Source organism: Pseudomonas sp. BTN1, from assembly GCF_001907715.1.
Lineage (GTDB): Bacteria > Pseudomonadota > Gammaproteobacteria > Pseudomonadales > Pseudomonadaceae > Aquipseudomonas > Aquipseudomonas paracarnis.
The window spans coordinates 37,784-57,864 of sequence record NZ_MPBM01000043.1 but is presented as its reverse complement, the minus strand read 5'-3'; the positions used below and the strand labels follow the sequence as shown (position 1 = coordinate 57,864).

Genomic DNA, 20,081 nt, shown 5'->3' with positions numbered 1-20,081 from the left:
CTTAAATGCTCCTTTGGTAAAAGGTGAATATTTTGCGCCCCCCTGGGGCGCTTTTTTTTACCTAAAATTCGAGTAAATCTTCGAGTACGCGCACCGCGTCCCGATGGAGTTCATGACTGCACCAGTGACCGCCTTCTTCAGCATGAGAAAAATCGCCCTCATCTGCACGGAATAAAATGGCCATAATAAAAAAAACAACCCAACATTTCATAAGGTCAATTCAGCAGTAGAGAAATAACCCGCAACTGGTTGGTCCGAGCCACGATATAATATATCGCGATGTTATCAAGTGTATTGCTCACTGATTACAAGTACGTTATTTAGCCCCCACCCAAGTGGTTTTGAATTATCATTCCTGCCAATGATGACAGCGCATTCGCGTAGTTAAAACAGCTCAGTCATATCGAGACAAAATCCAATGCGAATTCTGGTAATTGAGGACGAAGTAAAAACTGCCGAATATGTGCGCCAAGGCCTTACGGAGAGCGGTTATATCGTGGATTGCGTACATACCGGATACGACGGGCTTTTTCTGGCCAAACAACATATGTACGAGTTAATCATCCTAGATATCAACCTGCCGGAGATGGATGGGTGGCAGGTACTTGAATTGTTGCGAAGAAACAATTGTCTTTGTAGAATTATGATGCTTACTGCTCGAAGTCGCTTGGTTGATAAAATCAGAGGACTAGAGAATGGTGCAGATGATTACCTAATTAAGCCTTTTGAATTCCCGGAACTGCTTGCTCGAGTTCGCGCACTGATGCGCAGGTCTGATAATCCAGCATCTGTTGAGATCATTCGCGTAGCCGATCTGGAGCTGGATCAAAGCCGTCATAGGGCGTTTAGAGACGGTCAGCGTATCGACTTAACAACGAAGGAATTCGCACTTCTGCACTATTTAATGAGAAATACGGGAATTGTCCTGAGTCGTACACAGATCATATCTCAGGTATGGGACATGAATTTCGACTGCGATACAAATGTTGTAGAAGTTTCAATTAGAAGATTAAGAGCCAAGATGGATGATCCTTTTGAAAACAAACTGATACATACACTCAGAGGCGTAGGATATGTTCTAGAAAAACGCTAGCGTGCTGTTCTTGAAGCAATCACATACGCTCCTGTGATTTCGCCGACTCACGGGCACTTCAGGTTTCATCCAAGTTTGTCTTTCACTTGGCGCTTCTGGCCTACCGCGTCGGATATACATTTCGGCGCGCAAAAAACTTGCTAATCGAAGCTTTCAACTCGCCTACCGGTCCAAAACCGTGGTGCGAAAAAACACCATACCCCCCCGAAACAGCGCTCGATAATGCTTATCCACAAGCTGGATTTCAGTGTCCAATGTATGTGGAAGCGTTCAGACCCGCTTTCACTTTAGGTATTTGTGAGTAACGTAGTTGCCGATGATAAAGTGTAGTTCAAGGAACGTGGATTTTTATCAGTTGATACTCTCATAATCTGGTGAGACGAACTACGTGACGGTGCCACGGCGCACATATCCATGTAGTTGCGTGTGGATATGATAAATCTACCGGGGCATGAAGCCTAAGCATGCCATGGAGTGGACAATACGGTCGTGACTTAAAGGTCGCATACTCTATGATCTCTGAAGGCGAGCAAGTGAATCACTCCGGCTCTCTAGATACCTTGCAAGCTCATTGCATAACGCTTTTAAACTCTACAGTGAAAGCTACATATTGAAACGATTACGGCGTTTTGCGTTGATGGTTGACGATATTCGACACCTCCCCTTGCCGTCGGGTTAAGCCGTCACACTTGCTCAATCGTCAGAACTTTTGCATTAGCTTGAGTATCGCCATAAGCGTCCGGGCATCACGCCTTGCGTGATTAAAAAGATTGCGGCAGCAACTGATCGATTTCACTCGCCCGCTGCGTCGGCAGCCGCGTGAGAGCATCCTTCAGATATGCATACGGATCATGACCATTCAGGCGCGCAGACTGGATCAGACTCATGATCGCTGCCGCACGTTTTCCGCTGCGTAAGGCCCCTGCAAAGAGCCAGTTCTTGCGCCCAAGGCCCTATGATCGGATCTGGTTCTCTGCCCAGTTATTGTCTATGGGTACAGCCCCGTCATCGAGGTAGCGCGACAGCGCTGCCCAGCGTTCGAGACTGTAATCGAGTGCTCTGCTGATGGCTGAGACTTCAGGCACGAGGTCACGCTAGGCAATCAACCTGGCGTGCAGCATATTCATCACCCGTACAGCTTTTTCTTGCCGTATTCGGAGTCGTAAATCCGGCCCCAGATCGCGACTTCGCTTTCAATTTCGTACAACAACTGGATATAACGCAGAGCTTGCTCCGCAAGCGTGCTTTTATTCTTAGCGTGCAGCTCAAAGAAATTACGTTGCGCATGAGCCATTCACCCGATCTCGGTCACGTCTAGTTCGAAGCTGGCTTTGTAACCGACACAATCATCGCAGACCAGCTTGTCCTTCCAGTCATTCAGGAAGTTGCGAGCGTGTTCTCCGGCGCGGCTAGGGCTGAAGTCGTGAACCACCGCTGCCGCGTCCGAGAACTGGCTGGTGGCATAGGACCAAATATAAGAACTGTGGGTTTTCTTAGTTCCCGGCATGAGCATTTGCACAGGTGTCTCATCGGCTTGAATAATCTGCTGCCCGAGAACCACGTCGCGCAGCGCATCAACCAGCGGCTGGAACTGAACCCCAGTCACGGCCATCTGGCCACCGTCGGTGAGGCTATGCACGCTAACTCCTCCTCTCTTTCTCTTCGTTAAGTAGCATCAGCCATGAATTCATTCAAAAAGACCGTTCAAGTCATTGCACTCGTTGCAACGCTAAATGCAGCCTCATTGTTACAGGCAGCGTAATCAATTGCCGTCTACAAAGCCCCTAACTGTGGCTGCTGGACCAGGTGGATCGCTTATCTGAAGGAGTGGTCGACTATATGGAAAACAACATTAGCGATATGAACGAGAAGCTCGGCGTACCCGTAAATCTGGCGTCGTGCCACACGGGAGTTGTAAGTGGGAAATTCGTCGAAGGCCATGTTCCGGTCACACAAATTGCTGAACTAAGTCGACGAGCCAATCTGGACGGAATAGCTGCCTTCGGTATGCCCGTGGGATCGCTCGGAATGGAGTCAGGTGACCGACGCAGCGCCTACCCGGTAATTGGGATGAGCAAGTCAAGGGGAGAGACGGTTTTACAGGATTTTCGGGCCCGCTAGTGGCTGAGGAACCGCTCTACTAAACTGGTTGAATACCGGATACCGGGTTTCGAAAAAGCTACAGCCGGCTGATCAAATCTTCCGGCTGGAGTCTGATTAGCGGATCGCTGTATCCAAGCAAATATTAGTCGAAAATTTCCCGTAAAAACGATTTCTTATGATAAACCTGCTCTTCCTGATGCCTCGACTGATTCTGATGGCCGTTCTGATATCCGTCCCGCCAACCACCACCGTGACCAGGCTGCGGCGCGGAGTGGCCGTGCTTAGTGCCGCGTTTGTTGTCATGGTGGCCAGAAGACGGCTGGGCATACACAGGTTCAGACGGAGGTGTACCTTGCAGCGACTGAGATACGCTCTGTGGAAGAAAACGAGCTTCTTGTTCTTCCTGCTGGCTACGCTCGATGATCTTGTCGAGTTCTCCCCGGTCAAGCCAAACACCTCGACATTGCGGGCAATAGTCGATTTCAACGTTTTGACGTTCCGACATTACCAACAGTACTTCTTTGCAAACTGGGCAGTGCATGGTTCTCTCCTCCAGCGAATGAGCTATATAAAACGCAGCAGCCATTTCACCGACGCAGCAGCCGCAAGCCATTGAATACGACGAGCAAGCTCGCCCCCATGTCGGCGAAAACGGCCATCCACAATGTCGCGAAACCAGAGAGAGCCAACGCCAAGAAGACAACTTTTATGCCCAGAGCCAAAATGATGTTTTGCTTTAGAACCGAGGCGGATCGGCGACTCAGGCTGATAAAGTACGCGATTTTTCGAGGGTCGTCGTCCATGATCGCAACGTCAGCTGTTTCGAGAGCTGTCGCTGTCCCTGCGGCTCCCATTGCGAAACCTATATCGGATTGCGCTAAGGCGGGGGCGTCATTAACGCCGTCACCAACCATCCCAACGGCGCCATATCTGCGTTTGAGTTCAGCGACTGCAGTCTGCTTGTCCTCTGGCATCAGATTTCCACGGGCATCCTCGATGCCCAATTGCTCAGCGATCGACCTCGCCGTCGCAGGATTATCCCCAGTCAGCATTACTGGAACCACGTTCAAAGCCTTCAAAGCAGCCACAGCTTCAACACTCTCCGGTCGGACTGTGTCTGCGACCGCGAATATCGCGGCGGGGCCGCTATTGCCGCATAGCACGATCACCGTTTTGCCAGTTTCCTCAAGCCGTGAAAGTCTGGCCTCCAGCTCCGAAGAACACACGCCCAACTCCTCAACCAAACGATGGTTGCCTAGATGCCAAAGATGACCGTCGATCGTGCCTTTCACGCCTCGGCCATTTAGCACACTGAAGTCACTGACAGGCAGAGCCACAGCGCCAGGCTGCTGCGATTTCCACCCATTGACCAATGCTTTCGCTACTGGGTGGGTACTTTGCTCATCAAGACTCGCAGCAATCAAAGTTGCCTTCTCGATAGACAAGTCACTGAATATATCTGAGTCAGTCAGAACTGGCTTGCCCTGAGTCAACGTGCCTGTTTTATCCAGAGCAACCACCTTCAGCAGGCGCCCGCTTTCCAGGTAGGCACCACCCTTGATCAAGATTCCATGCCGTGCGGCTGCGGCAAGACCACTCACAACAGTGACAGGCGTTGAGACGACCAAGGCACAAGGACACGCGATGACCAACAACACCAGGGCCTCATACAACCATTCACCCCACGTACCACCAAGCAGCACTGGGCCTAAAACGGCAACAAGAAATGCCACCGCCACTACGGCTGGGGTGTAATACCGTGCGAACTGGTCAACGAACCTCTGCGTCGGCGCCCGCTGAGACTGCGCATCCTGAATCGCGGCAGCAATACGAGCGAGCGTACTTTCGCCAGCGACTGCCGTGACAGTCGCCTCCACGACGCCGTCTGTCACGATACTGCCAGCATATAGCGGATCCCCCTCTGCCTTATCTACTGGCAAGCTTTCACCAGTGATAGGGGCTTGGTCGAGAGCAGCACGACCAGATTCCACCCTCGCATCCAGCGGTACCCGCGACCCTGTGCGAACACGAATACGGCTGCCGAGAACGACATTCTCAACCGGGTGTTCTTTCCAGCCAGCTTCGGTCATGACTTCCGCAGTCTCAGGAGCTAATGCAGTCAGCGATTTAATCGCGTTACGCGCTCGCTCAAGTGAGAGTGCTTCGATGGCTTCGGCAATAGCGAAAAGGAAAACCACCATCGCGGCTTCCGGCCACTTGCCAATCACCATGGCACCCAAGACAGCCAAAGACATCAAGAAGTAGATGTTCAATGTGAAGTTCTTTACAGCGATCCACCCCTTCTTCAGAGTTGGTAGACCAGCAGTAAGAATGGACAGCGCAGCCAAGGACATTACAGGCAAAGAACCCTCCTGTCCGGTCGTCCAAGCGATCACTTCAGCGGCGATGGCAGCTAGACCGCTGACCGCCAGCAGCCCTTTCAAGCGCGTCGTCAGAGCAGGTGAAATGGCATTCGGGGTTGCGCCGGCCTCGATGAGATTGGGCCCCATATCCAGCGCGGTCAAAGCGATGACTATCGCCTTCGGATCATCCAAGCGATGATGCACTGTCAGCTCACGATCCAACAGATTGAAATCAAGTCGTGCGATGCCAGGCATCGGCTCTAAGCGATTACGAATTAGCCGCTCTTCGGTAGGGCAATCCATCTTATCAATGCGATACCGAACCAGGGTCGTGCCTTCTGGCTCAGCCATGGCCGAATGTGAAGTCACCGCCCCTGCGGAATCCACTTTGCTCAAACAGCAATGGTCGGCATCGGAATGGGCTTGAGCTGAAGTGCCATGATCGTGTGCGCTATGGTCTTGATTATGGTCGGTGGACTTGGCTCCACAAGGCTGAGAATCCTTCGAACCGCACGCATGCGATCCCGTTCTGCCCAAGCTCTCGGCGTGATCAGGCCCATGCTCAACATGATGTGCACGAGAATGAACCTGTTTGGCGAAGGTCTCGCGGGGGTCAGCAGAACAGCAATCGTCCGACTTCGGCACGAGGTGCAATTTGGCTTTCGACGGGTTTTCCTGGCTCATGACGCATCTACCAATAAGGATATGGCGTCATTGAACAGCCTGTAGTAGCTACAGTGTCAAGCAATGAGTTTGAAATTTCGACTGGGCCGAGGGCGCCGCTCGAGTCTACGTCCCTCAGTGCGAGCGCCTGATAGCTGCATGCTGCGATGCATCAGCCAGGTTGGTCAGCACCTCAAATGCCCACTCAGCTTTCACCCTGGGAGTCATGCATATCGAGCAAGTCGTCAATCGCGTTGTGAAGCCTACGAGTAAACGTTTGGAGAAATCCGCCATGATGGTTTTCGACGCCATTGGCATGTGTCGGCTGTAGACCTCTCTAAGCGCTCATTACCATCGGTAGCCGACAGGGTTAAGGGTAGAAATATCCAGAAAGCTCCTCGACACAGTCGCACCAGCATGTCCTCCTCAACAACCCTACTACAAGCTTTTCGGCATTAATTAGGAGATGCCCACTGGAAATCCGGTGACACCTGCTAACCGAGAATAAAACCCCGCCATGTCTGGCGGGGTCTCATCAATCACCCTTCTTGTGCTTATGCACGTCCAGGTCGGGATGCTTAGGCTTGTTCTCGGGGGTTACACGGCGACGCTGGTCTGTCTTGCCGGTTGATTCGGCAATTGGCTTGGGCCCAGGTTTGATGGCCATAGAACTTGCTCCTTCAGTTGATAGGTATATGCCCTGGCAAACGTCTGCCGTGTAAGCGTTCGCTCAGTACGGTCACGAGATTGAGGGCCCCAAACACTATAGCTTGATATTTTTATGCCAGCAGTGGCGCACCACTTTAGTAAGCGTCTGCCGAACACATCTTGCACCAGCCCGTTTGGTGTAGACGGACGCTCGAAAGACCCTGTCGAGACTATCGCGCTATTCGGTTTCAATGGCAGCTTGCTCCCCTATGCTCTTGACTCGTCTAGGAGCAGCAACCAGAGCGAGCCCCAGCAGCGGGTTCGAACAGTGACTCAATAATCGTACAGTCTGGAGTGTTCGAGCCTAGGCATCTTGACTCACACGTGCCTGCCATTGAGAGCAGCTCTATCCGGATCTGCAGGAGCTTAGCTACCTTAGATTCCACTTCTGCCAAGTGCTTCTTGACCACCGACAACGCATCAGCACACGGACGATCAGCATCTGCCGCGAGCGCAATGAGTTCGCGGATATCGTCGAGTGGAAAGCCCAGTTCACGATTCTGCCTGATGAAGATGAGTCGTGACCGATGCTTTTCGGTATAGATTCGATGCCGCCCTGTCGACCGTAGGGCCGGAGGGAGAAGGCCTATTTTCTCGTAGTAGCGAATCGTTTCAATGTGGCAACCCGTTGATTTCGACAGCGCTCCGATTCCTGACATCCAAACTCCCCAAGCATTTTCTTGAACCTGTAGTAGCTACAGATATTAACCTGCTCAATCGAAAAATGATTTCACGCGTTTTAAGGGCATTCCGTGGACAGAGAACAGCTAGAGAAGAACCAGATTCCCGTTTACTTCGTCGCGGTCATTGTCGCGGCTATCGGGGGCCTGCTCGCACCTGATGCCTCTCAAGCGTTAGGTGCGTTGGTGACACCAGCCATCGCTGTGCTGATGTACGCCATGTTTCTGCAGATCCCATTCTTGGATCTTCGCAAAGGGCTTGCAAACAAGCGTTTCATGACCGCGCTGCTGACCGCCAATTTCGTCGCCATCCCCCTGTTGGTTTGGGCGTTGACGATGGGCCTAGCCGACCACCCGGCGATTTTGGTGGGCGCACTATTGGTCTTGCTGACGCCTTGTATCGATTATGTTGTTGTGTTTACCCATATCGGTAAGGGCGACTCCAAACTGACTCTGGCGGCAACACCATTACTACTCGTGCTTCAGCTTGTGCTACTACCCCTCTATCTAGCCTTCATGGTGAGTGATGACTCGGCGGTGGTTATATCGGTCGGCCCATTTGTTGAGGCCTTCGTAGTGCTGATCGCTTTACCCTTGGTCTTGGCAGTAGCAACAGCTGCCGGGGCAAAGGGGTCACGCATCGTTGAGGGCTGGAACAATGTATGGGCTTGGATGCCTGTGCCAGCTATGGCGGCTGTATTGGTCGTAGTGATCGGCTCTCAGATTTCAACGGTGGTCAGAGACATGGACAAGCTGCTGCCTGTTATTCCCGTCTACATTGGTTTCATGCTCTTGGCACCCGTGGTGGGTGCGCTGGTGGCTCGGGCGTTTAAGTTACCGGCTAGCACGGCAAGATCTGTCGCTTTCAGCAGTTCGACACGAAACTCATTGGTAGTTCTACCATTGGCATTGGCCTTGCCCGAGGAAATCAGAGGGCTCGCTGCGGCAGCAGTGATTACTCAAACGCTGATTGAGTTGGTCAGCGAACTAATTTACATCCGAGCAATTCCTGCTTTGGTGTGGCGCAAAATGTAGATGCCAGGGAAGACATAAGCACAAAACACCCTGCGCGATTAAACAGGTGCCCACCTGTGCGGCAGCAGCTTGTTAATCTCACTCGCGCGCCGCGTCGGCAGGCGCGTGAGAACATCCTTTAGATAGGCGTACGGATCATGGCCATTCAGCCGCGCTGACTGGATCAAGCTCATGATCGCCGCAGCCCGTTTTCCGCTGCGTAGCGACCCGGCGAAGAGCCAGTTCTTGCGCCCAAGAGCCCATGGCCGGATCTGGTTGTCGGGTAGTCAGACGCGGTTGCCCGCGTCCAACCCCCTAAGAACCGTGCATGCGAGTTTCCCAGCACACGGCTCAAGCCTCTGCTAAGGCGCCATTGGGCACCCGGTTATACATCGTCGACATTGGCAAATTGCACATCTCGTGGGCAACGCAGGTGGTAAATCTCAAGATTAGCCGCAGCGTCCGTCCCGCCATGACCTAGCTTCACAATATGGCGACTGTGCCACGGTGTGTCTTTGGTCACCGGCTTGAAGCAGGCGCAGCACCTGCCGCCCTGTTGCACCCATACCCGATACAGCTTGGCTCGACCTTTAACGGAAGTGAGCATCTTCTTGCCCCAGCGGGACTCGAAGTACTCATCCCATGCAGGGTCGTGAGGGTTGGCAGCAGCCTTAATCTTGATATGTCGCACAATCGGTGTGTCTGAGGCGTCTACTAGCGTGTACTGACGCTTCCGACCATCGGCGGATTTTTCAGTACACGAGAACACCCAACGGCGCGCCCCTTGTACTTTGAAATACCGATCCTTCACCCATCGGCGTGTCTTGCGAGGGTGGCGACGTACCGCCCATCGCCAGAGCATTTCCCACACTGCGCTGTCCACCTGGTTGAAGACCTTCTTGGCGACGACATGACTGTGATAGTTCGCCCAGCCCCGTAGAACCGGGTTGAGCAAACCTATCAAGTTAGCCTGTCGTATCGTTTTGTTGGTCTTGATCAACTCTCGCAGCTTGGCAAGTAGAGCCCCGATGTTCGCCTTGGACGGCTTGATCAGGAGCTTGCCGTTGTACTTGCGCAGGTTCCATCCGAGGAAGTCGAACCCGTCCCCTATGTGCGTTATCTTGGTTTTTTCCGGAGAGAGGACAAGTCCACGCTCTGCCAGAAATTCAACCACGGCGGGCCTGACTTCATTCTCCAGCCATTCTTTCGAACAACCAGTGATGATGAAATCATCTGCATAACGCACCACGCGCATTTTTCGGGCTGTCCACTTCGCGTTGGGAAATCTCTTCGCCAGCATCGCTTCCAACCCATCCAGCGTCATGTTCGCCAACCCCGGGGATATGATGCCTCCCTGCGGGGTTCCGGCGTGGCTGGGGAATAGCTGCTTTTGGTAGACATAACCAGCCCGGAGCCATTTCTGCAAAATCGCCTTGTCCATGGGAATGTTGGCGATCAACCAGTCATGGCTGATATTGTCGAAACAGCCTTGAATGTCGCCCTCTAACACCCATTCCGCGTTTGCTTTTCGTGACAGCACACCAAAGCACTGTGCGACGGCATCCGCAGTTGAGCGTTCCGGCCTGAACCCATAAGAGTTCGGGTCGCCGGTAGTTTCCGCTATCGGTTCCAGAGCCAGCAGATGAAGCGCCTGCATGGCCCGGCATTTCATCGCGGGAATTCCAAGAGGTCTCGTTTTGCCGTTTTTCTTCGGAATAAGCACTCTCCGAAGCGGGAGCGGCGAGTAACCTCGCCGCGTCAACGACTCTATCGCGCCGAGCTTGGCCCTAGGCGTATTCCAAGTAACCTTGTCCACGCCGGGGGTATTTTTGCCTTTGTTTTCAGACACCCGTTTCACAGCAAATGCCTTGCCACTGAACGAGTGAGTCAGCAGCCATTGCAGGGCTTTCACCTTGTTATGTCTGCCATCTTGTACAGCCTTCACAATACGCGCTTGCAGCCCTCTGACACGACGTTGTACGGCGATCCAATCGATGCTGTCCCACGACGTGCCGGAAGGTGCACACGCCAATGCTGCTGCGTTCATTTGCTCTCCTTCCGTTGAAAGGGTTCTACCTACTCTCGTGTGAAGAGAGACCATGAGGACGTCTGCCCGCTTTCGCGTGAAGTGATGTTTCAACCTCTATCCAACCCATTACAGGACGGCGTTCGCTTTTTCCTCGTTCCTTCGCCCGCACCGCCATGGGCAATTTTTACAAACGGCTTTCCCTGACGGGAGCGATACGGGATTTCCACGTTCCGCTTACTGAAGTGCGTCGGGTTAGGTGCCTGCTATCGACCGGGAGGCATGTGGGTCACGAATGCGTAGTAGAAAGACGCAGTTCCCACCTCCATTACCATTTTGGTTCGAGCGTGTAAGCCATTTCCGCTCGCTTAATTTAACGATCGTTGCGCAGATTCACGTGTGTTCACCATACCAACTATCTAGCACTTGTCCGGCCATGGCTGCCAGAAGGGTACGCCTCTCACGATTGGTACCCCGCACCTTGCGGCGCCTCGTAACATTGTCGAAGGCGCTCTTGATTCAGCCTTCTAGATTCACCCGGTGACACGGGTGGTTCCCACCAAGGGGGAACAACTTCATTAAGCGACTTCGTGTCGCACCTCCGCCCAATTATTATCAATGGGAACCGCCCCGTCATCGAGGTAGCGCGACAGCGCTGCCCAGCGTTTAAGGCTGTAATCGAGCGCTCTGCTGATGGCCGAACCTTCGGGCACAAGATCACGCTGCGCGTTCATCCAGGCATGCAGCCTATCCTTCACCGGTACGGCTTTTTCTTGCCGTATTCGGCGCCGTAAATCCGGCTCCAGGTCTCTGACTTCTCTTTCGATTTCGTACAACAACTGGATATAGCGCAGGGCTTGCTCGGCGAGCGTGCTTTTATTCGTAGCGTGCAGTTCAAAGAACTTGCGCCGTGCATGGGCCATGCAGCCGATCTCGGTCACGCCGAGTTCAAAGCTGGCCTTGTAGCCGCCAAAATCGTCGCAGACCAACTTGCCATTCCAGTCCTGAAGGAAGTCGCGAGCATGCTCTCCGGCGCGACTGGGGCTGAAGTCATAAACCACCGCTGCCACATCCGAGAACTGGCTGGTAGCGTAGGACCACACATAGGAGCGGTGGGTTTTCTTTGTTCCCGGCATGAGCATCTGCACCGGTGTTTCATCTGCGTGGATGATTTGTTGCCCAAGCACTACTTCGCGCAGCGCATCGACCAGCGGCTGCAACTGAACTCCGGTCACGCCAACCCATTGAGCCAAGGTTGAACGTGGAATCGCCAAGCCCGCTCGACCTAAGATCGATTCCTGACGGTAAAGCGGCAGATGGTCAGCAAACTTGGCGATCATGACGTGTGCGAGCAGGCCCGAAGTCGGGATGCCCTTATCAATGACCTGCGGCGGAACCGGTGCCTGGATCAGCGTTTCGCAGTTATCGCAGACCCACTTGCCACGGACATGGCGTTCGACGGTGAACACGCCGGGCGTGTAGTCCAGCTTCTCGCTAACGTCCTCACCGATGCGCTTCAGGGCGCAGCCGCATGGGCGGTGAGTGTTGTCCGGTTCGTGATGGATCAACGTTCGCGGAAATTCTGCCGGCAATGCCGTGCGCTTGGGCCTTAGCTTTTCCTCGGTCGCCTCTGGTGCTATTTGCAACGCCTGAAGCTCGGCCTCAATCGCCGCGATATCAGTATCGATCAGGTCATCTAGCAGGCTGGCCTGTTCAGGATTCATCTGCTCGCTGCGCTTGGCAAACTTCAAACGCTTGAGCTGGGCGATCTCGTGGGTCTGTTTCTCAATGACTGTTTGATCACGGTTGATTTTCTTGCCCATAGTGTCGACTTGCGAGAGCAACTGCGCTGCGAGGACGCGCAGTTGATTGGGAGACAGTTGGTCGAGATTGGGCGAAGAAGTCATACGCCGGACTTTGCCAGAGCGGGCGTTTCGCGACGATAGACCGATAGGCTAATGGCTGCCGTTAAAGCAGTGTGATCGAGCCTCCAGAACCTGCGCGTTGCCATGGCAGCCCCAGCAACAACGTTTGAAGTTGCTCGGCATCCAGTTCCATCTCAGGACCATGGCGGATGCCAGGCCAGTGGAACTTGCCTTGGTTTAACCGGCGCGCCGCCAGCCATATTCCGAAGCCGTCATGCACCAGCACTTTCATGCGATTGGCGCGGCGGTTGGCGAACAGATAAGCGCAGTGCGGCTGCGCCGCACCGAACACCGCGATCACCTTGGCTAGCGCCGTTTCGGTGCCTGCGCGCATGGCCATCGGTTCGGTGGCGAGCCAGATGGAGTCGATGTGAATCATCGCAGAATATCTCGAAGAAAAGTCGCGCAGGCGGCAGCACTTTCAGTGGGCCAGTCCACTTTGATGATGGCGCGCGGGTGCTGTATTTCAACGCAGATATTCGATGATGCTGGATGGGAGTTCGCCCCCGCCAGCGGCATGGCTAACGGAATAAATGCAGGTGGGTGTGCCGGAATTTTCTGCGTTTGCAGCCGAATCCATTTGTGGACGAGGTTTGCGTTGAGGCTATGGCCGAGCGCGACGCTGGCAATCGAAGCGCCTGGTTGGGCGCACTCTTGAATGATCTGGGCTTTGAAGGATTTGGAATAGGAACGGCGTGTTGGCTGCATGAAATACCCGCTTGAAAGGCTAGAATTGGTGTCCACTTAATTTAAATGCACACCATGTCTTCGCTTTGCAGAGCTGGGTAGATGACCTGGCCGGACGGTTACCCACTTTATTCTGACTCCGCAGATCATTATCACGGGTTTTTAAGACTTTACTCCGCGCAGTGGGGCTACGGTATATGGCTTTACCCAACACCTTGCAACAGGCATTTCGACGGTGATGGCGGATTGGGCAAAAGCAGCCAGTGAGGGTGTTTTTTTGGCTATGCCGGCAGCTCTCAGATTACTTGCCTGCAGTTGATGGCCAAGAAAATCGCCGTGATTCAAAGCACGTCGGGAGATGTGCCAGATTCTGGTCTCGACTCGCTGAACCAAGATGGTGATTCAGTTGAAATGACACTTGCAAGGCAGCTCATTGCTTCATAGTTTGACGGCCACCTTCGGGTGGCCATTTTTTTATAACGATCCCAATTTACCAGCGGCCAACTCGACACTTCAAAAACCATGCGTCCTGGAAAACCTATTTCCTGATGCACCTAAGAGACTGGTTTGAGAGGGTGTATTCGCTTTTGCGCGAGGACGCCCATGAACCTACCACGCCCTACTCGAACCACAGCGATACTCAGTCTGTGCCTTGCATTATTGGCAGGCATTCTGTGTTATGAGCATCATCAACTCTCCCAACTCCGCACCAGCTTGGCTGCGACTGCAGACAAAGAGTCGCTCGATGCGTTGTTGACGCGGCTTGGCAAAGTCGATGAGCGACTGGGCACGGTAGCCGGCAACCACCTGGTGACCAACGAGGACTTCCGAGCCGGGCAGCAGGCTTTATCGAATCGAATTGATGCCGCACAAGCGTATGCAAAGCAAGCGACGGAGTCAGCGCAAGAAATCTCTCAAAATGCTGCGTCTGCTGGTGAATTGCTAGTCCTCAAAGCCAGCGTCGAAACACTCGATAGCCGTCTTCAAGAACTCAGTCAGTCACGCATCAAACAAACCACTGCTGTGCCCCTCAAGCCCAAGCCTAAGCCCGTTGCCCGCCAACCAAAGCGGCCAAAACCGCCCGCTACCGCCACTGTCACACCGCAAACACCCCCTTTTACCGTTGTCGGTATCGAGTATCGCGGCGGTGAACGCTTTTTGTCCGTAGCACCGCCTGGCAGCACGCAGTTGAATCAAATTTACCTTATCCGACCTGGTGACGCTGTGGCGGGCACCGCCTGGCGACTCAACGCGCTGGACGGAAGATCCGCACGCTTTGACGTGGCCGGAACACCTCAAACCGTAACCGTCGCGCAATAGGACCTCCTTTATGCACTCCCCTACCACTTCCTCGAAAACAATGAAGCCCAGGAACATTTTGGGTTTCATTGCAGGCTTGGCCACCTTCGCGTTTGCATACGGCTGTCATGCGGCTTCGGGGCAATCAACGTCGATCTCGAACACTCAGAACAGTGAAGTTCACAACTCTTCTCAAGGAGCAAGTCAGACAGAACTCGCCCGCGAGTGGGGATTGACCCCCCAAGAATGGTCCCGTTTTCAAACTGTGATGGAGGGTCCTCGCGGAATCTATTCGCCAGGCCTGGATCCTCTGACAGCACTTGGCATCGAAGCGAAGTCGGAGGAGGAGCGGCGACGCTATGCAGAGCTGCAGGTGCGAGCCGAGCGACAGCGTATCGATAAGGAACTGGCGTACCAAAGGGCCTATGACCAAGCCTTCGCACGTCTTTACCCCAATGAAAAAGTCATCCAACTATCGTCCAACCCTGCATCTGCTCCTGGCTCGGGAGCGTTAACTGCTGTGAAAGGCACTGGACGACTAGCCGTTTTTGTTCAAGACAGTTGCAACGCATGTATTGACCGCGTCAAAGACTTACAAAACCAGAAACAGTCCTTTGATCTGTACTTCGTTGGTAGTCAAGGTGATGACGAAATAATTCGCCGCTGGGCCATCTTGGCTGGAGTCGAACCGGCCAGCGTGAGAAGCCGACAGATCACATTGAATCACGATGCCGGTCGATGGCTTGGCCTTGGACTCGGCGGTGAGCTGCCGGCCGTGGTACGCGAGGTGAATGGACAATGGCAGCGTCTGTAATTCGCGCGGCTTTAACGGGGGGGCTACTGCTCACCGCGGCATTTGCTAACGGTGCCGAGGTTCCGCCACCGGCCTATCAGTTGATTGCCCTGCCTGCCGGCGTTCCGTCCGAGGTGCTGTACTCCGTTGCACTGCAAGAGAGTGGCACCCGACTTCGCGGCCAGATCGTCCCCTGGCCCTGGACGTTGAATGTCGCCGGCGCCGGATATCGCTTTGCGACACGCAGCGATGCTTGCAGAGCGTTGATGATCGCCCTTCAGACCGCAGGCCCAAATAGAGTCGACGTCGGGCTTGGACAAACCAACATCGGTGCCAACGGCCACCGTTATAGCTATCCCTGCGAAGGGCTGGATCCGTACAAAAACCTCTCGGTTACGGCCCAGATCCTGGCTGAGCAAAAAGCCAAAGGAGGCGACTGGATCACCGCTGCTGGTCGGTACCACCGCCCTGCCGGAGGCGAACCCGCTGCCCGATACCGACGAGCTTTTGCCAAACACCTCAGCCGGGTCACCGGTATCAACCTGATGGCGAATAATCCATGAATAGATTGCTGCATCTGCCTGTTTTGCTGTCTTTGGCCTCCCCCATGGCAGTGCATGCCACCTCGCTGATTGTTGTTGAAGACCGAGGGGGTGTTTCCGCTCTGCCCTACTACCAGTACTTGGCTCCAGAACCTACTGAGCAGTCAGCACAGTCAGAGAATATTGGTGTGCGTGGGCAAGGCTCGTTTCCAGTGCGCTCTGACCAACTGACACCCGGGCAGGTACAGGGCCGGGTAATCAATGCACCTGGCCTGCAACCATTGTTTCTTGTAGGCGACGATGAAAGCTCCAGAAAGTGGTTATCACAGCGCCGCGATCAGTTACAGCAACTGCAGGCAGTGGGCCTTGTGGTTAACGTGGCCAGCGCCGAGCGGTTTGCCGAAATCCAACGATGGGCAGGAAATCTACAGTTGGTCCCGGCTCCATCAAATGATCTGGCACAGCGCTTGGGAGTCCAGCATTACCCGCTGTTGATCACTGCCACAACGATCCAGCAGTAACCAGGGTATGGCCTCTCTTACGCACATCACCTTGGTCATCAAGCAACCAGATGACCCACGAGCAGGCCAACTGCTTTTTGAACAGGTCACCTATGTCGCCAAGCTCTATGGCGGCACCGTCATCGCCCGCGTACCTGGTGACGAGGTGGAGCTATGTCAGCGGCTAAAAGAACGACTGCCCGAGGCAGTTGAGCAAGCGAGGCAAGAGTTGGCCAATTCATCATCACGCATGAAAGGAGGATCCCGGCCCCATGAAGCTGACCAAGAAGCAACGCTGCGAGCTTCACGCTAAATTCGCGGGCCATTGCGCATACTGCGGTGTGCTGTTGGGTGACCGGTGGCATGCGGACCACATGGAAGCAGTATGGCGAGAACCAGAGAGGGTGGACGGCAAGTACTCCGGTGCCATCATTTTGGGGCGGCCAGAGAACCACGCCATCAGCAACATGATGCCCGCGTGCGTGCCGTGTAATTTGAGCAAGGCAGCGATGCCACTAGAAGTCTGGCGAGAGCGCATTGCTGGACACGTCAACTCCCTTAACAGCTACCACCCCATATACCGCCTGGCCAAGTCCTATGGGCTGATCGCTGAGACAGGCAAGCCAGTCGTTTTCCATTTCGAAACAGTGGGGCCATTGTCCCCTTTCACTCATAGGAAGTGATCCATGACCACCTCCTACACCATTGAGTCGTTACTACGCCCTGCTGTTGAGCTGTACACAGTTTGCGTATGTGCCGCTGCGGCGTTGCTCTGTATTTTCGCGCCCTGGGCGGTTGCTCTGACGCCTTTATTCGGCATGGTTGCCGGTACAGGCTTTCTGGGTCTAGGGTTCGTCCGCCTCAAACAAGCGTTGGTAGTGCTGCGTTACCGGCGCAATATTCGGCGCCTACCCCACTACACCATGACCAGCAAAGACATGCCGGTCAGCAATGAGCGGCTATTCATCGGTAAAGGCTTTCGCTGGACCCAAAAACATACTCAGCGGTTGATGGAGACTTACCTCCCAAAGTACGCCGAGTATGTCGAGCCCACGTCTATCTATACCTTTGCTCGCAGAATTGAGGAGCGTCTGGAGTTCGCACCCTTTCCACTCAAATTGCTGTCAAAGGCTACCTCGTGGGATGTGCCATTTAACCCGGCGCGTCCACTTCCTCCAGTCGGGGGGCTACCGCGCTTACACGGTATAGAGCCGAACGAAGCGGATGTCAGCCTGCCACTGGGTGAGCGGGTTGGACACTCCCTTGTATTGGGGACTACTCGTGTTGGAAAAACCCGCTTGGCAGAGTTGTTTATCACCCAAGACATCAGGCGTACCCGCCGTAGCCCCCGGCGCCGCGTTCATATGGGGCGCCGCGTGCAACCCGTTCATCGAAGCCAGCGCAATGTAGAAATGGACCTGGACCGCGAAGTGGTGATTGTCTTCGATCCTAAAGGCGACGCAGACCTCCTGAAGCGCATGTACATCGAATGCAAGCGCGCAAACCGACTGGAGGAATTCTACGTGTTCCACCTAGGCTGGCCCGATCACTCCGCTCGCTACAACGCCGTCGGCCGGTTTGGTCGGATCTCGGAGGTTGCCACCCGCATTGCCGGCCAACTTTCGGGGGAAGGCAATTCCGCGGCATTCCGGGAATTCGCCTGGCGTTTCGTCAACATCATCGCGCGCGCCCTCGTGGCACTGGGACGTCGGCCGGACTATGAACAGATCCTCAAGCATGTGACAAACATTGACGCGCTGTTTATTGAGTATGCGCAGAAGCACTTTGCTGAAAATGATCCCAAAGCCTGGCAAACCATCGTTGAGCTGGAAGGAAAGATCGATCGTAAGAACCTCAGTTTCGCCATGAAGGATCGACCGCTACGCGTGGTGGCCCTGGACATGTACCTCACTCAGCAACGCATCTCCGACCCAGTGATGGAGGGTCTGCGATCAGCCGTACGCTATGACAAAACCTATTTCGACAAGATCGTGGCCAGCCTTCTGCCATTGCTGGAAAAACTGACCACAGGCCGGATTGCAGAGCTGCTATCTCCCGACTACATGGATCTTGAGGACCCACGACCAATCTTTGACTGGATGCAGATCATCCGCAAACGGGCAGTGGTCTATGTCGGCCTGGACGCTTTATCTGATACAGAGGTAGCTGCAGCGGTGGGCAACTCGATGTTCAGCGACCTGGTGTCAGTTGCGGGTCACATCTATAAGTTTGGCATCGATGATGGCTTGCCCGGGGCCACCGGCGGCAAGGTAGCAATTAACGTACATGCGGACGAATTCAACGAACTGATGGGCGATGAATTCATACCGATGATCAACAAAGGCGGTGGTGCCGGCATGCAGGTCACGGCCTATACCCAAACCATGAGCGATATTGAGGCAAAAATCGGTAACCGGGCTAAAGCTGGCCAAGTCATCGGTAACTTCAACAACCTGTTCATGTTACGTGTACGTGAGACTGCAACCGCCGAGCTGCTGACCAACCAGTTGCCAAAGGTCCAGGTGTTTACCAGTACACCAGCAAGCAGTGCAAACGACGCTATTAACGGCAACACCGCTTTCACCTCTAACACTCACGATCAGATCCAAAGTGTCAGCGTACCGATGATCGAACCGGCGCATGTGGTTGCCCTACCCAAGGGGCAATGCTTTGCCCTGATAGAGGGCGGGAATTTGTGGAAGATTCGTATGCCGTTGCCGGCAAGCGATCCCGATGAAGTGATGCCCAAGGATCTTCAGGCCTTGGTTGAGGGCATGCGTAAAGGATCCGGAACCAGCAGCGACTGGTGGCAAGCACCGGGATATGACGCACTAAGTGAGTCGCTTCCTGATGACTTGGTAGACGACTTCCGCCAGATGGCCAATAACGGAAAAGCCGCATAGGCTTGAAGGAACAGAGCCATGGCCGATATCGCGGAAAAAGCCCAGCAACAGCAGGAAGGTCAAAAAAACTTCCTGGGCATGCTGTTCTCTACCCCTTTTCATTTCTTGGGGGTGATGTTCGGCTCCTTGCTCGGCGCCATCGTCGTTGAATGGCTTTGCATGTACACGTTCTGGCCGGATGCCGGCTGGAAACATGCTCAGCAGATGTTCCAACATGAACTGGGCTGGCTGTCCCAGGATCTGCTGCACAGCGTTGTCATCAAAGAACCGGGGCGTACGGCAACCTGGCTGGCACAAACGGTCTATGACTGGCTGATGGTGAAAACCGGCATGCAGGACAATATAAATGCACTGACACAGTACGCTCGCTCAACATCACCACAACAAACGGGAACCTTGAACCTTCGCTACGAACTCGGTCGGGCGATGATCAAATTCCAGGACTATGGCTTAGCCGCGTTATACACAGTCCTGACCTTCTGTGTGCGAATGGTCATTCTGACGTTGACGATTCCGCTGTTCGCACTGGCGGCGTTCACTGGCTTGGTCGATGGCCTGGTGCGGCGTGATCTACGAAAATTCGGCTCCGGCCGCGAGTCAAGTTACCTGTATCACAAAGCCCGGGGGACGATCATTCCGCTGACCATCGTGCCCTGGACGGTCTACCTGGCCATCCCCATCAGCATCAGCCCCCTTTTGATTCTGTTGCCCTGCGCCGTGCTGTTGGGTGTGTCCGTTTACATCACCGTTTCAAGCTTCAAAAAATACCTTTAGGAGCTGCC

18 protein-coding genes and 4 pseudogenes are annotated in these 20,081 nt (G+C 54.1%); 12 read left to right on the top strand and 10 right to left on the bottom strand.

What is annotated here, in order from left to right; translation table 11 throughout:
• The first annotated feature begins 418 nt into the window (after window positions 1-418).
• Window positions 419-1,093 (top strand): heavy metal response regulator transcription factor, encoded by a 675-nt coding sequence (locus BMH52_RS21370; protein ID WP_019818115.1) that lies wholly within the window; start codon window positions 419-421, stop codon window positions 1,091-1,093.
• A gap of 761 nt (window positions 1,094-1,854) precedes the next feature.
• Here the strand turns inward: BMH52_RS21370 and BMH52_RS21365 are convergent.
• Window positions 1,855-2,699 (bottom strand): annotated as a pseudogene (locus tag BMH52_RS21365) (IS66 family transposase); the annotation flags it as partial.
• A gap of 233 nt (window positions 2,700-2,932) precedes the next feature.
• Between BMH52_RS21365 and BMH52_RS21360 the strand changes: the two are divergent.
• Window positions 2,933-3,214: a DUF411 domain-containing protein gene (locus BMH52_RS21360; protein WP_181125140.1), complete on the top strand. Its 282-nt coding sequence runs from the start codon at window positions 2,933-2,935 to the stop codon at window positions 3,212-3,214.
• A 124-nt stretch (window positions 3,215-3,338) separates the two neighbouring features.
• Here BMH52_RS21360 and BMH52_RS21355 read toward each other — a convergent pair whose 3' ends face one another.
• From BMH52_RS21355 to BMH52_RS21345, 4 genes are all read right to left on the bottom strand, one after another.
• Window positions 3,339-3,737: a zf-TFIIB domain-containing protein gene (locus BMH52_RS21355; protein ID WP_073844972.1), complete on the bottom strand. Its 399-nt coding sequence runs from the start codon at window positions 3,735-3,737 to the stop codon at window positions 3,339-3,341.
• A gap of 46 nt (window positions 3,738-3,783) precedes the next feature.
• Window positions 3,784-6,243: a heavy metal translocating P-type ATPase gene (locus tag BMH52_RS21350; protein WP_024073364.1), complete on the bottom strand. Its 2,460-nt coding sequence runs from the start codon at window positions 6,241-6,243 to the stop codon at window positions 3,784-3,786.
• 514 nt (window positions 6,244-6,757) lie between these two features.
• Window positions 6,758-6,889: a hypothetical protein gene (locus BMH52_RS29695; protein WP_024073362.1), complete on the bottom strand. Its 132-nt coding sequence runs from the start codon at window positions 6,887-6,889 to the stop codon at window positions 6,758-6,760.
• A 265-nt stretch (window positions 6,890-7,154) separates the two neighbouring features.
• Window positions 7,155-7,589: a helix-turn-helix domain-containing protein gene (locus tag BMH52_RS21345; protein ID WP_024073361.1), complete on the bottom strand. Its 435-nt coding sequence runs from the start codon at window positions 7,587-7,589 to the stop codon at window positions 7,155-7,157.
• A 93-nt stretch (window positions 7,590-7,682) separates the two neighbouring features.
• On the opposite strand from BMH52_RS21345, the gene BMH52_RS21340 reads away from it, so the two are divergent.
• Window positions 7,683-8,645: an arsenic resistance protein gene (locus tag BMH52_RS21340; protein ID WP_024073360.1), complete on the top strand. Its 963-nt coding sequence runs from the start codon at window positions 7,683-7,685 to the stop codon at window positions 8,643-8,645.
• Between the two features lie 38 nt (window positions 8,646-8,683).
• On the opposite strand, the pseudogene BMH52_RS21335 reads toward BMH52_RS21340, so the two are convergent.
• The 5 genes and pseudogenes from BMH52_RS21335 to BMH52_RS21310 all read right to left on the bottom strand — a co-directional run.
• Window positions 8,684-8,905, bottom strand: a pseudogene (locus BMH52_RS21335) (transposase domain-containing protein); the annotation flags it as partial.
• Window positions 8,906-9,009: 104 nt separating this feature from the next.
• Entirely contained in the window at window positions 9,010-10,671 is a 1,662-nt protein-coding gene (ltrA, locus tag BMH52_RS21330; protein ID WP_024073359.1) for a group II intron reverse transcriptase/maturase, read from the bottom strand.
• Between the two features lie 578 nt (window positions 10,672-11,249).
• A pseudogene (locus BMH52_RS21320) lies at window positions 11,250-12,557 on the bottom strand (IS66 family transposase); the annotation flags it as partial.
• Between the two features lie 61 nt (window positions 12,558-12,618).
• Window positions 12,619-12,954 carry an IS66 family insertion sequence element accessory protein TnpB gene (gene tnpB / locus BMH52_RS21315; protein WP_024073357.1) on the bottom strand — a complete coding sequence of 112 codons (336 nt, stop codon included), beginning with the start codon at window positions 12,952-12,954 and terminating at the stop codon, window positions 12,619-12,621.
• Window positions 12,951-13,283 (bottom strand): transposase, encoded by a 333-nt coding sequence (locus BMH52_RS21310; RefSeq protein WP_073844970.1) that lies wholly within the window; start codon window positions 13,281-13,283, stop codon window positions 12,951-12,953. Before BMH52_RS21310 ends, tnpB begins: the two co-directional genes overlap by 4 nt.
• A gap of 191 nt (window positions 13,284-13,474) precedes the next feature.
• On the opposite strand from BMH52_RS21310, the pseudogene BMH52_RS30030 reads away from it, so the two are divergent.
• The 9 genes and pseudogenes from BMH52_RS30030 to BMH52_RS21270 all read left to right on the top strand — a co-directional run.
• A pseudogene (locus tag BMH52_RS30030) lies at window positions 13,475-13,706 on the top strand (DEAD/DEAH box helicase); the annotation flags it as partial.
• Between the two features lie 159 nt (window positions 13,707-13,865).
• Window positions 13,866-14,582 carry a hypothetical protein gene (locus tag BMH52_RS21300; RefSeq protein WP_024073356.1) on the top strand — a complete coding sequence of 239 codons (717 nt, stop codon included), beginning with the start codon at window positions 13,866-13,868 and terminating at the stop codon, window positions 14,580-14,582.
• A gap of 40 nt (window positions 14,583-14,622) precedes the next feature.
• Entirely contained in the window at window positions 14,623-15,375 is a 753-nt protein-coding gene (locus BMH52_RS21295) for a TIGR03759 family integrating conjugative element protein (protein ID WP_024073355.1), read from the top strand.
• Window positions 15,360-15,917 (top strand): lytic transglycosylase, encoded by a 558-nt coding sequence (locus BMH52_RS21290; protein WP_008437382.1) that lies wholly within the window; start codon window positions 15,360-15,362, stop codon window positions 15,915-15,917. Before BMH52_RS21295 ends, BMH52_RS21290 begins: the two co-directional genes overlap by 16 nt.
• Window positions 15,914-16,417: an integrating conjugative element protein gene (locus tag BMH52_RS21285; protein ID WP_008437383.1), complete on the top strand. Its 504-nt coding sequence runs from the start codon at window positions 15,914-15,916 to the stop codon at window positions 16,415-16,417. Before BMH52_RS21290 ends, BMH52_RS21285 begins: the two co-directional genes overlap by 4 nt.
• Before the next feature lie 7 nt (window positions 16,418-16,424).
• Window positions 16,425-16,709 carry a hypothetical protein gene (locus BMH52_RS29215; protein WP_024073354.1) on the top strand — a complete coding sequence of 95 codons (285 nt, stop codon included), beginning with the start codon at window positions 16,425-16,427 and terminating at the stop codon, window positions 16,707-16,709.
• Complete coding sequence (locus BMH52_RS21280; protein WP_008437384.1) at window positions 16,669-17,079, top strand: hypothetical protein; 411 nt, start codon at window positions 16,669-16,671, stop codon at window positions 17,077-17,079. The genes BMH52_RS29215 and BMH52_RS21280 overlap by 41 nt, the downstream gene beginning before the upstream one ends.
• 3 nt (window positions 17,080-17,082) lie before the next feature.
• Window positions 17,083-19,299, top strand: a complete 2,217-nt coding sequence (gene traD / locus BMH52_RS21275) for a type IV conjugative transfer system coupling protein TraD (protein WP_024073353.1) — start codon at window positions 17,083-17,085, stop codon at window positions 19,297-19,299.
• An 18-nt stretch (window positions 19,300-19,317) separates the two neighbouring features.
• Window positions 19,318-20,073, top strand: a complete 756-nt coding sequence (locus BMH52_RS21270) for a TIGR03747 family integrating conjugative element membrane protein (RefSeq protein WP_008437388.1) — start codon at window positions 19,318-19,320, stop codon at window positions 20,071-20,073.
• The last annotated feature ends 8 nt before the right edge of the window (window positions 20,074-20,081 follow it).

Excerpts from the sequence above, each read along its gene's own strand:
- BMH52_RS21350 (WP_024073364.1), bottom strand. The coding sequence starts at position 6,243 with ATGAGCCAGGAAAACCCGTCGAAAGCCAAATTGCACCTCGTGCCGAAG.
- tnpB (WP_024073357.1), bottom strand. The coding sequence starts at position 12,954 with ATGATTCACATCGACTCCATCTGGCTCGCCACCGAACCGATGGCCATG.
- BMH52_RS29695 (WP_024073362.1), bottom strand. The coding sequence starts at position 6,889 with ATGGCCATCAAACCTGGGCCCAAGCCAATTGCCGAATCAACCGGCAAG.
- BMH52_RS21300 (WP_024073356.1), top strand. The coding sequence starts at position 13,866 with ATGAACCTACCACGCCCTACTCGAACCACAGCGATACTCAGTCTGTGC.
- BMH52_RS21290 (WP_008437382.1), top strand. The coding sequence starts at position 15,360 with ATGGCAGCGTCTGTAATTCGCGCGGCTTTAACGGGGGGGCTACTGCTC.
- BMH52_RS21270 (WP_008437388.1), top strand. The coding sequence starts at position 19,318 with ATGGCCGATATCGCGGAAAAAGCCCAGCAACAGCAGGAAGGTCAAAAA.
- BMH52_RS29215 (WP_024073354.1), top strand. The coding sequence starts at position 16,425 with ATGGCCTCTCTTACGCACATCACCTTGGTCATCAAGCAACCAGATGAC.
- BMH52_RS21370 (WP_019818115.1), top strand. The coding sequence starts at position 419 with ATGCGAATTCTGGTAATTGAGGACGAAGTAAAAACTGCCGAATATGTG.
- BMH52_RS21355 (WP_073844972.1), bottom strand. The coding sequence starts at position 3,737 with ATGCACTGCCCAGTTTGCAAAGAAGTACTGTTGGTAATGTCGGAACGT.
- BMH52_RS21310 (WP_073844970.1), bottom strand. The coding sequence starts at position 13,283 with ATGCAGCCAACACGCCGTTCCTATTCCAAATCCTTCAAAGCCCAGATC.
- BMH52_RS21345 (WP_024073361.1), bottom strand. The coding sequence starts at position 7,589 with ATGTCAGGAATCGGAGCGCTGTCGAAATCAACGGGTTGCCACATTGAA.
- BMH52_RS21295 (WP_024073355.1), top strand. The coding sequence starts at position 14,623 with ATGAAGCCCAGGAACATTTTGGGTTTCATTGCAGGCTTGGCCACCTTC.
- BMH52_RS21285 (WP_008437383.1), top strand. The coding sequence starts at position 15,914 with ATGAATAGATTGCTGCATCTGCCTGTTTTGCTGTCTTTGGCCTCCCCC.
- ltrA (WP_024073359.1), bottom strand. The coding sequence starts at position 10,671 with ATGAACGCAGCAGCATTGGCGTGTGCACCTTCCGGCACGTCGTGGGAC.
- BMH52_RS21280 (WP_008437384.1), top strand. The coding sequence starts at position 16,669 with ATGAAGCTGACCAAGAAGCAACGCTGCGAGCTTCACGCTAAATTCGCG.
- BMH52_RS21360 (WP_181125140.1), top strand. The coding sequence starts at position 2,933 with ATGGAAAACAACATTAGCGATATGAACGAGAAGCTCGGCGTACCCGTA.
- traD (WP_024073353.1), top strand. The coding sequence starts at position 17,083 with ATGACCACCTCCTACACCATTGAGTCGTTACTACGCCCTGCTGTTGAG.